General features: G+C 60.2%; 16 protein-coding genes. 10 read left to right on the forward strand and 6 right to left on the reverse strand.

The window, feature by feature from the left end; all coding sequences use genetic code 11:
* The first annotated feature begins 29 nt into the window (after nucleotides 1-29).
* Nucleotides 30-779, forward strand: coding sequence for an FFLEELY motif protein (locus ACF8YQ_RS15685; protein ID WP_121207708.1), 750 nt, complete (start codon nucleotides 30-32; stop codon nucleotides 777-779).
* A 6-nt stretch (nucleotides 780-785) separates the two neighbouring features.
* Here ACF8YQ_RS15685 and ACF8YQ_RS15690 read toward each other — a convergent pair whose 3' ends face one another.
* Nucleotides 786-1,064 carry a polyhydroxyalkanoic acid system family protein gene (locus ACF8YQ_RS15690; protein WP_094625439.1) on the reverse strand — a complete coding sequence of 93 codons (279 nt, stop codon included), beginning with the start codon at nucleotides 1,062-1,064 and terminating at the stop codon, nucleotides 786-788.
* A 116-nt stretch (nucleotides 1,065-1,180) separates the two neighbouring features.
* On the opposite strand from ACF8YQ_RS15690, the gene ubiE reads away from it, so the two are divergent.
* The 9 genes from ubiE (at nucleotide 1,181) to ACF8YQ_RS15735 (ending at nucleotide 7,309) form a co-directional block, all read left to right on the forward strand.
* Nucleotides 1,181-1,963, forward strand: a complete 783-nt coding sequence (ubiE, locus tag ACF8YQ_RS15695; RefSeq protein ID WP_058341856.1) for a bifunctional demethylmenaquinone methyltransferase/2-methoxy-6-polyprenyl-1,4-benzoquinol methylase UbiE — start codon at nucleotides 1,181-1,183, stop codon at nucleotides 1,961-1,963.
* Nucleotides 1,963-2,604 (forward strand): SCP2 domain-containing protein, encoded by a 642-nt coding sequence (locus ACF8YQ_RS15700; protein ID WP_396621937.1) that lies wholly within the window; start codon nucleotides 1,963-1,965, stop codon nucleotides 2,602-2,604. The genes ubiE and ACF8YQ_RS15700 overlap by 1 nt, the downstream gene beginning before the upstream one ends.
* Nucleotides 2,601-4,244 (forward strand): ubiquinone biosynthesis regulatory protein kinase UbiB, encoded by a 1,644-nt coding sequence (gene ubiB / locus ACF8YQ_RS15705; RefSeq protein ID WP_396621938.1) that lies wholly within the window; start codon nucleotides 2,601-2,603, stop codon nucleotides 4,242-4,244. Before ACF8YQ_RS15700 ends, ubiB begins: the two co-directional genes overlap by 4 nt.
* 27 nt (nucleotides 4,245-4,271) lie before the next feature.
* A complete protein-coding gene (gene hisI, locus ACF8YQ_RS15710; protein WP_014422688.1) occupies nucleotides 4,272-4,688 on the forward strand; it encodes a phosphoribosyl-AMP cyclohydrolase in 417 nt (138 codons plus the stop codon).
* Nucleotides 4,689-4,700: 12 nt separating this feature from the next.
* Nucleotides 4,701-5,030: a phosphoribosyl-ATP diphosphatase gene (locus ACF8YQ_RS15715; RefSeq protein WP_011786831.1), complete on the forward strand. Its 330-nt coding sequence runs from the start codon at nucleotides 4,701-4,703 to the stop codon at nucleotides 5,028-5,030.
* Nucleotides 5,031-5,116: 86 nt separating this feature from the next.
* Entirely contained in the window at nucleotides 5,117-5,344 is a 228-nt protein-coding gene (tatA, locus tag ACF8YQ_RS15720) for a Sec-independent protein translocase subunit TatA (RefSeq protein WP_222448658.1), read from the forward strand.
* Nucleotides 5,345-5,355: 11 nt separating this feature from the next.
* Entirely contained in the window at nucleotides 5,356-5,811 is a 456-nt protein-coding gene (tatB, locus tag ACF8YQ_RS15725; RefSeq protein ID WP_014422691.1) for a Sec-independent protein translocase protein TatB, read from the forward strand.
* The gene (gene tatC / locus ACF8YQ_RS15730) at nucleotides 5,808-6,590 is read left to right on the forward strand and encodes a twin-arginine translocase subunit TatC (RefSeq protein ID WP_396621939.1); all 783 of its coding nucleotides are present in this window, start codon (nucleotides 5,808-5,810) and stop codon (nucleotides 6,588-6,590) included. Before tatB ends, tatC begins: the two co-directional genes overlap by 4 nt.
* Nucleotides 6,590-7,309 carry a 16S rRNA (uracil(1498)-N(3))-methyltransferase gene (locus ACF8YQ_RS15735; RefSeq protein ID WP_396621940.1) on the forward strand — a complete coding sequence of 240 codons (720 nt, stop codon included), beginning with the start codon at nucleotides 6,590-6,592 and terminating at the stop codon, nucleotides 7,307-7,309. The genes tatC and ACF8YQ_RS15735 overlap by 1 nt, the downstream gene beginning before the upstream one ends.
* A gap of 19 nt (nucleotides 7,310-7,328) precedes the next feature.
* Here the strand turns inward: ACF8YQ_RS15735 and ACF8YQ_RS15740 are convergent, their stop codons facing one another.
* The 5 genes from ACF8YQ_RS15740 to ACF8YQ_RS15760 all read right to left on the reverse strand — a co-directional run bounded on the left by ACF8YQ_RS15740 (nucleotide 7,329) and on the right by ACF8YQ_RS15760 (nucleotide 12,771).
* The gene (locus tag ACF8YQ_RS15740) at nucleotides 7,329-8,243 is read right to left on the reverse strand and encodes a DUF808 domain-containing protein (protein ID WP_396621941.1); all 915 of its coding nucleotides are present in this window, start codon (nucleotides 8,241-8,243) and stop codon (nucleotides 7,329-7,331) included.
* 92 nt (nucleotides 8,244-8,335) lie between these two features.
* A complete protein-coding gene (locus ACF8YQ_RS15745; protein WP_396621942.1) occupies nucleotides 8,336-9,562 on the reverse strand; it encodes a UbiH/UbiF/VisC/COQ6 family ubiquinone biosynthesis hydroxylase in 1,227 nt (408 codons plus the stop codon).
* Complete coding sequence (gene ubiH, locus ACF8YQ_RS15750; RefSeq protein ID WP_396621943.1) at nucleotides 9,552-10,838, reverse strand: 2-octaprenyl-6-methoxyphenyl hydroxylase; 1,287 nt, start codon at nucleotides 10,836-10,838, stop codon at nucleotides 9,552-9,554. Before ubiH ends, ACF8YQ_RS15745 begins: the two co-directional genes overlap by 11 nt.
* A gap of 4 nt (nucleotides 10,839-10,842) precedes the next feature.
* Nucleotides 10,843-12,162, reverse strand: coding sequence for a Xaa-Pro aminopeptidase (gene pepP, locus ACF8YQ_RS15755; RefSeq protein WP_396621944.1), 1,320 nt, complete (start codon nucleotides 12,160-12,162; stop codon nucleotides 10,843-10,845).
* A 12-nt stretch (nucleotides 12,163-12,174) separates the two neighbouring features.
* On the reverse strand, nucleotides 12,175-12,771 hold the full coding sequence (locus ACF8YQ_RS15760; RefSeq protein ID WP_011786840.1) for a UPF0149 family protein: 597 nt from the start codon (nucleotides 12,769-12,771) through the stop codon (nucleotides 12,175-12,177).
* Nucleotides 12,772-12,793: the final 22 nt, after the last annotated feature.

A 12,793-nucleotide genomic window follows, 5' to 3' on the forward strand; every position in this document is an offset into this window, starting at 1 on the left:
CTTTTCTGCCCGGTTGATTGGAGCCTTTAATGTATCGTGAGCGGCTGGTTGCCACGGATGTGCACACGGAGAACGCCCACCGCCTGAAACGCCTGCTGCTGGAATACCACGATTTCCGCCAACACAAGGCCGGGCACCCCCTGCGGGACGAGGCCCACCAGGTGGCAGACTGGCAGGCAGAGCGGCTGAAAAACACGCACCAGGATTTATACCGTCACCCGGGCTACCACACCGGCCTGGAATTTCTGCTGACCGACCTCTATGCCCCTGCCGGCATGACCCGCCGTGATGACAACATCGACCGGGTGTTCCCGAAAATGGTGAAATGGCTTCCCGACCACCTGCTGGCCACCTTTGCCGGCCTGGTCGAGCTCAACCTGATTACCCAGAGCCTCGATCTTGAGCTGGCAGAGATACTTGCGCAGCAGGGCTTTTCGGCAACAGGTCTTGATGATGAGCGTTACTGCGAGGCTTATCGCGCCAGCAAACAGCTTGCAATTCGCGAGCGACAACTGGCTCTGGTGGCGGAAACCGGGCAGGAACTGGATCGCTACGTTCGCAACCGCACCCTCGGTTGGCTACTGTCCATGACCCGCGGTCCGGCCGAGATGGCCGACCTGGGTGATCTGCACAGCTTTCTGCACCGGGGCTACAGCGCCTTTCGGAAAATGAATCGGGTCGACCTGCTGATTGATCGCCTGCTCAGCCGGGAACAACGAGTGATGGACAACATTCTGGCGGGCCACCCGACCCCTTTCTCCCTGCCGGATGACCTGTAGCGGGATTCAGGCCTGGATGATCTGGTCCAGCTGGGAATGAATTTCCTGCTCGATGCGGGATTTGAACGGTCGCAGCATCATGCCCAGTTCAAGGCGGATATGCAGGTCGCTCTCGGCAATTTCCAGCTGGCCTTTCACGCCGCTGCGCTTGAATTTAAGCAGGTCGCCTTCCCACTGATAGTTAACGTCGAACTGCCGAGACAAGTCCTTGGCCAGGGTTTCGGCGGCCTCGCGGGCATGGGCCTTGTCCAGGGAATGGGCGCGATGGATATCGATAACAGACATGAATCAGTTTTCTCGGTGATTTGGAAACGGTTTTACAGTGTAAGCCGGCAATAAACTTGTAGCCAACCCCTCAAAGGTTAGAATACCAACCTTAGATTCTGACAGGACGAACACCCATGAGCGAGCAGCAAGCACCGGGCACTCCCGGCAACGGCCAGGACGACGTCACCCATTTCGGGTTCCGCGATGTACCGAAGAGCCAGAAAGCCAGCCAGGTAGCCCAGGTTTTCCATAGCGTGGCCGGCAAATACGACCTCATGAATGACCTGATGTCGATGGGCATCCACCGCCTGTGGAAACGCTTCACCATCGAGCTCAGCGGTGTTCGCCCCGGCCACCAGGTGCTCGACATTGCCGGTGGCACCGGCGACCTGACCATGAAATTCTCCGACCTGGTAGGCCCGTCCGGCAAGGTAGTGCTGGCCGATATCAACGCCTCCATGCTGCAGGTAGGCCGCAGCCGCCTGACCGACCGGGGCTATGCCGGCAACATTGAATACGTGCAGGCCGATGCCGAACACCTGCCGTTCCCGGACAACAATTTCCAGGCGGTTTCCATTGCCTTCGGCCTGCGTAACGTCACCGACAAAGACCAGGCCCTGCGCGACATGGCCCGGGTACTGAAGCCCGGCGGCAAACTGATGGTGCTGGAATTCTCCAAGCCCACCAACCCGCTGCTGAGCAAGGCCTACGACACCTACTCCTTCACCGCCCTGCCGCTGATGGGCCAACTGATTGCCGGTGACAGCGAAAGCTACAAGTACCTGGCCGAGTCCATCCGCATGCACCCGGACCAGGAAACCCTGAAAGGCATGATGGAAAACGCCGGCCTGGTGAACTGCAAGTACTACAACATGACCGGCGGCATCGTGGCCCTGCACGTGGGAATCAAGCCCTGATGCTCCCCGGCCCGACCCTGCTTTCTGCGACAGGCGCCATTATTGAGGGCGCCCTGAACCGGGCGCTGACATTGGACCCGGCCGGCCAGCGCGCCTTGCTGGGCGCCTTGGGCGGGCCGGTTCAGTTCACCATTACGGCCCCGGTCACCATGCACTGGACCCTGAATCGCGTTGGCGAACGGGTACAGGTTCGCAGCCAGCCCGATCCGCAACCGGTGTTAATCATCACCGGGCGGCCGGTCGCCTTTGCCGCCCTGGCACTGGGCGATGACCGGGTATTTGCCGACGAACGCCTGACGGTGGAGGGCGACACGGCCCTGGCCCACCAGTTGCAGCGCGCTCTGAACCAGCTGCAACCGGATTGGGAAGCGGCCATGGCAAACCACCTGGGCGATGTGCCGGCCCATTTCATCGGCAAACGCATCCGCCAGGCAGTCAAGTGGAGCCGCCAGGCTTTCAGCACCATGAACGCCAATGTGGAGGAATATGTCCACGAAGAGAGCCGCACTCTGCCCGGCCGGCGGGAGCTGGAGGCCACATTTCAGGATATCGATGAGCTGAGCCTGCGCACCGAACGCCTGGAGGCTCGGCTGAAGCAACTGCAAGCACCCGGTAGCGATAACAATACGGAGACCCTGTGACCCGCCTGCAACGCCTGTTCCGAATTGCCTGGGTATTCTGCCGCTACCGGCTGGACACGTTTCTGCCCTTGTCTGAACTGCCCACACCGCTGAAAATCTTTTTTCTGCTGGCACCCTGGCACCTGTTCCCGCAGCCAAAACTGAACCGGGGTGACCGCCTGCGCCTGGCCCTGGAAGAGCTGGGCCCGGTTTTCGTCAAGTTCGGACAGATTCTCTCCACGCGCCGGGATCTATTGCCGGATGACATGGCCGAATCCCTGAAACAGCTACAGGATCGGGTTCCACCGTTCCCCAGTGAACAGGCCCGAGGCATTATCGAGAAATCGTTGGCTGCGCCTGTCTCGGAACTGTTTGCCGAGTTCAGTCCAGACCCCATGGCCTCGGCGTCGGTGGCTCAAGTGCACGCCGCAACCCTACCCAACGGCCAGAAGGTGGTGGTCAAGGTTTTGCGCCCCGGCATCGAAAAAGTCATCCGCCAGGATCTGGGCCTGATGTACCTGATGGCCGGCCTGCTCGAAAAGTACTGGTCTGAGGGTAAGCGCCTGCACCCCGTGGAGGTGGTGGCAGACTATGACGCCACCATCCATGACGAACTGGATCTGCAACGGGAAGCCGCCAACGCCAGCCAGTTGCGCCGGAATTTCGAGAACTCCCCGTTGATCTACATACCCTTTATCGACTGGGACTACACCCGCAAATCGGTGCTGGTGATGGAACGCATTCACGGCATTCCTATTGCCGATGTACCCGCCCTTGAAAAGGCGGGCGTCAACATGAAGGTACTGGCGGAAAAAGGGGTGGAGATCTTCTTTACCCAGGTATTCCGTGACAGCTTTTTCCATGCTGACATGCATCCGGGCAATATCTTTGTCGATGTCAGCAATCCCGCCGACCCGAAGTACATTGCCATCGACTTCGGCATCGTCGGCACTCTGGCCCCCGACGACCAGAGCTATCTCGCCCACAACCTGTTGGCCTTCTTCCGCCGGGATTACCGCCAGGTAGCACAACTGCACATCCAGTCTGGCTGGGTGCCGCCGGAAACCCGCGTCAACGAGTTTGAGGCCGCCATTCGGACGGTGTGCGAACCCATCTTCGAGCGCCCCCTGAAGGATATTTCCTTTGGTCACTTTCTGTTACGCCTGTTCCAGACCGCTCGGCGCTTCAACATGGAAGTGCAGCCACAACTTGTGCTGTTACAGAAAACCCTGCTCAATGTCGAAGGCCTTGGCCGCCAGCTCTATCCGGACCTGGACCTGTGGAGTACCGCCCAGCCGTTTCTGGAAGACTGGATGCGTAAACGCATCGGTCCGTCAGGCCTGATCAAGTCTCTGCAGAATCACCTGCCATCATGGCTCGAACAATCGCCAGAGATGCCCCAGTTGGTTCACGACGCATTACTACAGATACGCTCCAGCGGCCCCACCGAAGCGCAAAACCGGGCAACCCTGGCGCTGATGAAAGAGCAGCAAATGCGCAGCGAACGCCGTTGGCGCCGGGGCTTCATCGCCCTGGTTCTGGCAGGCGCGGCCCTGGTGGGCAGCCAGCCCCACGCCGGGCAATGGCTGGCCGATCTGCCGGTCTGGAGCTGGGTCTTGCTTGCCGGAGCGGCAGGCGTCATGCTCCGGGGCAGTCGCTGAACCATCAAAGATTCAGGATTCATAAAAATGCAAGATTCTCCCGCTAACGTCGTACAGCCTGACTGGCTCGACGAGATCCAATGGACAGAAGACGGTCTGGTGCCGGCCATTGCCCAGGACGCCAATAATGGCGATGTCCTGATGATGGCCTGGATGAACCGGGAATCTCTCCGGCTCACGGTTGAGGAAGGACAGGCGGTTTACTGGTCCCGTTCCCGTGGCAAACTCTGGCGCAAGGGCGAGAGCTCCGGGCACCAGCAGGTGCTCCGGGATATCAGGCTCGATTGCGATGCCGATGTGGTGCTGCTGAAAGTGGAACAAAAAGGCGGCATTGCCTGCCATACTGGCCGGCGAAGCTGTTTTTACCGAACCCTGAAAGATGGTCAGTGGGTGAGCGCCGATCCGGTTCTCAAAGACCCGAACACCATCTACGGCAGCAACTGAGGAGCAGACACCGTGAGTGATGTACTGGAACGACTGGCACAGGTACTGGAAGCCCGCAAAGACGCGGATCCCGACACGTCCTACGTCGCCAGCCTGCATGCCAAGGGGCTGAACAAGATTCTGGAGAAGGTGGGCGAAGAGTGCACCGAGACGCTGCTCGCTGCCAAGGATGCAGAGCATTCCGGCGAAACCCGGGACCTGGTGTACGAGACGGCCGACCTCTGGTTTCACAGCCTGGTGATGCTGTCACGGTTAGGCCTGGGCCCGAAGGATGTTCTGGATGAACTGGCCAGCCGCTTCGACCTGTCAGGCCTGGAAGAAAAAGCCTCCCGGAATCCGTAAAGGAGTACCCCCAAGGGGTATTTCCGCAAGGGGTAGCGGTTGGCGTACAATGTCATGCAACAGCAACATTTGAACGAGGAACCCTCATGGGTATCAGCATCTGGCAACTTCTTATCGTACTTGGCATCGTCATCCTGTTATTCGGAACCAAGAAACTCCGGAACATCGGCAGCGATCTCGGCGGCGCCATCCGTGGATTCAAGAAATCCATGAACGACGAGGAAGAGAAGAACGCCGAACAGCAACCGCTGGAAAAACAGAACGCCGAGCACCAAGCCCAGGCGGAAGACAAGCCCAAAGAAAAGCAAGGCTGAGCACCCCCTGAATGTTCGACATCGGCTTTCTAGAGCTGCTGATCTGCGGCGTGATTGCATTGCTCGTGCTCGGCCCGGAGCGTTTGCCGACGGCGGCGCGGGCGGCTGGCCGCTGGATCGGTGGCGCCCGGCGCATGGTCAGCCAGTTCACCAGTGAACTGGACCGGCAGTTGAAGGCCGAAGAACTCCGGGAGGAGCTGCGCAAGGCGGGTGATGTGGGCCTGGACGATGTGGAGAAGACCGTGCGCGGCGCCCTGGATGAGGCGAAAAAGTACGAGCACATGATCCTGCCGGACGATCAGACCCGCAAGCCCAGGCCGGCGCCGGCAACCCGGCGGGTCACGCCCCCCTCTCCGGAGGCGGACGACCAGCCCGAACCTCCGCATGAACCCGTCAGGGACGAGGCGGCGGCCAGCGATCAACCCAGTGAATCCTCACCGACCAGCCCTTCGGACAAGCATTCATGAGTGCCACCCAAAACGGCCAGCAGACGTCGTCTGAACAGCAGGAAATGCCCCTGATCGAGCATTTGCTCGAGCTGCGCAACCGGCTACTGAAAATGGTGCTGGCGGTGATTATCTGTTTCGCCGTCATCTATCCGTTTGCCAACGAACTCTATCTTCTGCTGTCCCAGCCGTTGCGCGAACTTTTGCCGGTCGGCCAGACCATGATCGCCACCGACATCACCTCGCCTTTCTTTGCGCCCCTGAAGCTGGCACTGGTTCTGGCGGTATTTGTCGCCATTCCGATCATTCTCTACCAGCTCTGGAGTTTTGTGGCGCCCGGGCTCTATGCCCATGAAAAGCGGCTGGCCTTCCCGCTGTTGTTTACTTCCGTGCTGTTGTTCTACGCTGGCGCGGCTTTCGCCTATTTCGTGGTCTTTCCGCTGGTGTTTGGTTTCTTTACCGCCATCGGCCCGGAGGGCATTGTCGAACTGCCTGATATCAGCAGTTATCTGAACTTCGTGCTCAAGATGTTCTTTGCCTTCGGCATTGCGTTTGAAATCCCCATTGCGACGGTACTACTGATTCTGACCGGCGCCACTACGCCGCAGGATCTCGCCGCCAAGCGTCCGTACGTGGTCGTCGGCTGCTTTATCATCGGCATGCTGCTGACCCCGCCAGACATCATCTCCCAGACGCTGCTGGCGGTGCCGATGTGGATTCTGTTCGAATTTGGCATCATCTTTGGCCGCCTGGCCTACCGCGAGCGTGAACAGGTCGCCGAAGACGAACCGGAAGCCTGATGAACCTGGCCCTGCTGCTGGACGAAGACTTCGTCAGCCCAGACCGTGCCCGGCTTCAGGGCCGCCGGCTGCAACACCTGAAAACCGTACTCAAGGCCAGTGCCGGCGACCGCATTCCGGTGGGCCGGGTCAACGGCCTGATGGGGTACGGTGAAGTACTCAAGCTGAACGACTCCGAAGCGGAACTGCAGCTAACGCTGGACACCCCGCCACCGGCCGCCCTGCCGCTGACCCTGATCCTTGCCATGCCACGCCCCAAGATGTTCCGCCGGGTGCTGCAAACCTGCGCCTCTCTGGGCGTGAAAGATATCTGGCTGATCAACAGCTACAAGGTGGAAAAGAGCTTCTGGCAAACGCCCTGGTTGTCAGACGACAACCTGAGGGAAAACCTCACGCTGGGCCTGGAACAGTCAAAGGACACGGTGATGCCACTGGTGCATATCCGCAAACTGTTCAAACCCTTCGTGGAAGACGAATTACCGGCCTTGCTGGAAGGAAAACGGGCACTGGTCGCCCACCCCGGCATGGCAGCGCCCTGCCCCACCCACCTGAACGAACCCGCCGCCCTGTGCATCGGCCCGGAAGGCGGCTTCACCGACTACGAAGTGGGTAAACTCGAAGAAGCCGGCTGCCAGAGCGTGCACCTCGGCCCCCGTATCCTGCGGGTAGAAACCGCTGTACCGGTGCTGGTCAGCCGGTTGTTTGACGCCTGCCTGTGAGCTGACAGGCGTGAGAAGGTTACGCCGCCTTGCGCTGCCAGAGTTTCGAGACCGGTGTGATCACTAGTACCAGAACAGCCCCCGCCAGCAACCCGAACAGGCCATCCCCCAACGTGGTGACCAGCACCTCCGGCACCGATGAGACCATGCCGGCCACATGGTGAATGGCGTCGTACACCGCCGGAATGCCGTGGGTCAGAATACCGCCACCCACCAGGAACATCGCAATGGTGCCCAGCACCGACAGGGTTTTCATCATCCAGGGCGCCAGCCACAGAATGCCCTGCCCCAGCTTCTGAGCGAAGGCACTGGCTTTCTGGCTCAGGTAAAGGCCGGCGTCGTCCAGCTTCACAATACCCGCCACCAGCCCATACACGCCGACGGTCACCATCAACGCCACCACCGTCAGCACCGCAAACTGCATTCCGAAGCTCTTGTCTGCCACGGTACCAAGCGTGATGGCGATAATCTCTGCGGAGAGAATAAAGTCGGTCCGGATCGCGCCCTTGATCTTGTCTTTCTCAACAGCCTTGAGGTTCACCTCCGGCTTTTTCAGGGCCTCCCGTAGCTCTTGGCGGTGCTTCTCTTCCTGTTCTTTGTGAAGGAACCTGTGAACCAGCTTCTCGGCCCCCTCAAAGCACAGGAAGGCACCACCGAGCATCAACAGCGGGGTAATGAGCCAGGGTACAAAAAAGCTGATGGCCAGTGCCGCCGGCACTAGAATGGCCTTGTTAATAAACGAACCCTTGGCGACCGCCCACACCACCGGGATTTCCCGGGCAGGTCGAACACCGGTGACCTGCTGCGCATTCAACGCCAGGTCATCGCCCAGCACGCCGGCGGTTTTCTTGGTAGCAGCTTTGGTCATCACCGCCACGTCATCCAGTACGGCAGCAATGTCATCAAGTAATACGAGCAGGCTGGAGCCGGCCATAGACAGTTCCTTTGCAAATTGCACACGAAGGCGAGGAGTTTACGAAAACAGGCCGCCGGAAAACAGTTCCGGCGACTCAGAATGGACAACCGTTAGCGTTTTATACCCATAGCCTCGGCGGCAATGCGGTTCTTCAGCGGCGCCAGGTTGTCCAGCCAGCGCATACCGGTATTGCGCAACCACCGGATGGCCAGCTCATCCCGGGCAAACAACTGCTTGAAGCCCTCCATGGCCGCCATCATCGCCAGGTTCTCGCCTTTACGACGGCGCTGATAACGAGCCAATACGGTCTGGTCTGCCGGCGAAAGTGCGAGCTCTTTGGCCCGCCCCAGCTCGTCCAGGAGGGCCGACACATCGCCATAGCCGAGGTTTGCACCCTGGCCGGCGAGCGGGTGAATGGTGTGGGCAGCATCGCCCACCAGTGCCAGGCCGTCGGCAACATACTCCTTGGCATGACGCTGACGCAGCGGAAACGCAAAGCGGCGCGAAACGGACTCGATAACCCCGAGCTGCTGCTCAATCGCCCGCTCCAGCTCCAACCGGAATTGCTCGGTCTCCAACGCCATCAGGCGGCGGGCTTCGGCCGTATCCTGTGACCAGACGATAGAGCAATAGTGCTCGTCTCCAGACTCCGTCAACAACGGCAAAAACGCCAGCGGCCCGGTGGGCGAAAAACGCTGCCACGCAGTGTACTGGTGCGGCTGCCGGGTACGGACGGTGCACACAATCGCTTGCTGATCGTAATCCCATTCCCGGGTCGCCAGTCCCGACCACTGGCGCAGCCGCGACTGGGCACCATCGGCCCCGACCACCAGTTTGGCGGACAGCGTTCGGCCATCGTCCAACTGGATTCCGGCTCCGGCACTCCAGCCCTGCACACGCACACCATCCATCACCGTAACGTTACTGTCCGCCAGCTCGGTAAACAAAGCGCGGACAATCGACCGGTTCTCAACAATGGTACCCAGGGTATCAGCATGAAGTTCAGCCGCATCGAAGTGAATTCGACCGGTGCCGTCGGCATCCCAGACCGTCATGCCACGATAGCCGCAATGCCTGCCGGCCTGGACATGGCGCCAGGCCCGTAGACGCTCCAGCAGCTGCTCACTGGCCAGGGAGATGGCGCTGACCCGGGGCTCGAAGTCATCGGTATGGCTGGCGGTCGCTCCCGGGGCCAACAGATCCTGAACCCGGGCTCCTTCCACCAGCCCGGTATTCCAGCCTTGCCGAGACAACCCCAGAGCCAGGGCCGAGCCAACCATTCCGCCACCAACCACCAGAATGTCAAAACACGCCGCACCCACCGACTCACCTGTCATGTTTTTCCGCCTCGAAAGATGACACTCCGGAGCCTACCAGCGGCTTGCGCCCACCGGTGCCCATGGCTTTGCGGGCGAACCAGCGTTTGGCCCCCGGCAACAGATCCAGCCCCACCAGCCCGGCATCCCGGGCCGCGGCAACGGGCGCCAGCGGCTGCTTAAATATCCGGATCAGGGAATCGGAGAACTGCACCGTCTGCTGCCAGTCCTGCCGATGCAGTTGTTGGTAACGCCCCAGTACCGAAAGTTCACCAATAGAAATCCCTTCATCAACCGCCCGACGAAACTGTTCCACCAGGGTCATTAACCCCCTGAGTGCCAGGTTAAAGCCCTGGCCAGCCACCGGGTGCAGGGCATGAGCGGCATTACCAACCAGCACAACCCCCGGGCGGGCGGGTTCATCTACCGTGGTCAGGTTCAGGGGATAATGATGGCACTGGCCAATGTGGGTAAAACGCCCAAGACGCCAACCGAACCGTTCCTGCAGTTTCTGACATTTCTGTTCATCCGACAGTGACAGGATCTCGGCCAGAGCCTCGTCTTCCAGGGTCCAGACCAGGGCCGATTGATGCCCCGGCCGCTTCGGGGAACCATGGGGCAGCAAAGCCATGGGACCGGCCTCAGTAAAACGTTCATAAGCCGTAAACTGGTGGCTGTCGCTGGTGGAGACATTGGCTATCAGCGCGTTCTGACCATAGGCTTCGGTGCGGGTTACAAAGCCCAGCTTCTCCCGCAGCCCGGAACGCCCGCCATCGGCGATCACCAGACAACGCGCGGTCAATTCCTCCTGCGCGCCATCCTTCCGGATGGCCACCCGGACACCGCCAGCCACGGGCTTCATGCCTTCCACCTGAGCCGGCGCCTGCCAACTTACCCTGGTGTCCAGCAAAGCCCGCATCAGACACAGGCCCATCCAGCGGTTGTCTGCCACATAACCCAGGGCATCCTGACCGTGTTCGTTGGCATGCAGACGGGTAGCGCCAAAACGACCCCGGTCAGAGACATGAATGTGGCGGATCGGGGTGGCGTGCTCAGACAACTGCCGCCACAGCCCCAACTGATCAAAGATCAGGCGGGAGCCCCAGGCCAGTGCCGTCGACCGGCTGTCATAGCTGGGCTGGTAATCCTCCGGCAACGCCTCTGGCGACAGCGGAAACGCCTCAACTACCGTTACCTTCAGTTCCGGCACCAGGCGCGCCAGGGCCAGGGCCAGAGTGGCTCCGGCCAGGCCGCCACCGGCAATGATCAGGTCAGTATCCACGCGCTCGGTATTCACTGAATCAGTCCGCCATCAGAGCTTCAATATCGGCAATGGTCTTCGGCACGCCCTCGGTCAGGTTTCGGCAACCCTCTTTGGTGACCACCACATCGTCTTCAATACGGATGCCAATACCCCGCCAGCGCGGCTCTACGTCGGTATTGTCGGGCGCAATATACAGCCCTGGCTCAACGGTCAACGCCATCCCCGGTTCCAGTACCCGCCAGGCATCGCCCACCTTGTAATCGCCAACATCATGGACATCCAGCCCCAGCCAGTGGCCAGTGCGGTGCATAAAGAAAGGTTTGTAGGATTCGTTGGCCAGAGCATCTTCCAGCGTGCCTGCGAGCAGGCCCAGATCGATCAGGCCCTGGGTCAGCACCCTCAGAGCCGCTTCATGGGGCTGGTTCCAGTGATTGTCCGGCTTCACCGCATCGATCGCCGCGTACTGGGCCGCCAACACCACTTCGTAAAGCGCCTTCTGTTCCGGGCTGAACTTGCCACTGACCGGGAAGGTGCGGGTGATGTCCGAGGCGTAGCATTCCAACTCACAACCCGCGTCTATCAGTACCAGGTCGCCGTCTTTCAGCGGTGCCGCATTTTCGATGTAGTGCAGGATGCAGCCGTTGGCACCACCACCTACGATGGAGGGATAAGCGGTAGAGCGCGCACCATGCTCCATAAAGGTATGAATCAGTTCAGCTTCAAGATTGTACTCATACCCGCCCTGACGAGCCCGCTTCATGGCCCGGCAGTGGGCCTCGGCACTGATCTGGCCGGCCTTTGCCATCACCTTGATTTCGGCAGCACTCTTGTACAGCCGCATATCATGCAGCAGGTGCTCCAGCGCCACCAGCTCCCCGGGCGGATGCGCACCGGAACGAACCTTGCTGCGAATCACCTTGAGCCAGTCCATTACCCGGTTATCGAATGCCGGATCCTTGCCCAGCGGATAATAGACCCGGCTGCGGCCTTCAATCATGCCGGGCAGAATATCGTCGATATCCGCAATGGGGAAAGCATCGTCGAAGCCGTAACGTTCGATGGCGCCCTCAGGCCCCACCAGAAACCCATCCCAGAGCTCTTTCTCCGGATTCCGCTCCTTGCAGAACAGCACCGTTTCGCCGTGTTCCCGGCCGGGAATCAAGGCCAGCACCGCCTCGGGCTCCCCGAAGCCGGTCAGATACTGGAAATCGCTGTCCTGACGAAACGGGTGCAACACATCACGGTTACGCACCCGCTCCGGCGCCGCAGGCAAAATGGCGATGCTGTCCGGGGCCATCCGGTCCATCAACTTGCGACGGCGCTCAGCAAACTCTTTCACGGGAATGGTCACAGCCATGATAGCTCCTGATCAGTGCAGGGTGGGCGAATCGCCTGCCGGTTTCTCCGGCTCATTGAACTCGGTGAACACCGCCAGCGCGCCAAGACGCACGTACTCGGTAATTTCAAGCAGTTGCTGTTCACTTTCGTCGTCGGATTCTTCGTCCTCCGACAGCTGGCTGATGGCTACCATATCCTCGATCAGCTCCCGGATCTCATCCGGAGCCTGGCCAAGAGAAGCGCCGGCCGCCAGCGCCATGCCTTCCAGAAATCCTCGAACCCAGGCCACCAGGGCTTCCAGTCGTTGTTCGATGGCATAGTCGTCATCTGGCAACAACGGCTGAAAACTCATGTCGGTGGACTGCAATTGCTTGAGCGTTTTACCGTAGGCGCTGTTCATAAAGGGGGCGAGGTCATCCGACTCTTCAGCCGCTTCATCAGCCAGCCCCATGTGTTCGCAAACCATAGCCAGCCACTCGGGCTCGTCAATACGGGAGCCTGCCGCCAGCCGGCCACAGAGCACGCCATGCAGCTCAGAGGGGTGGCTGAACGCCTTGTGCGCGGTAAACACGTTGGCCCAGCGTTCAAATTCAGCCGCACGGGCGGCGGAGGTATCGGTTTCGGACATGAAGCTGCCGTTTCCTTAAATC

Source organism: Marinobacter sp. W-8 (assembly GCF_044342215.1).
Classification (GTDB): domain Bacteria; phylum Pseudomonadota; class Gammaproteobacteria; order Pseudomonadales; family Oleiphilaceae; genus Marinobacter; species Marinobacter nauticus.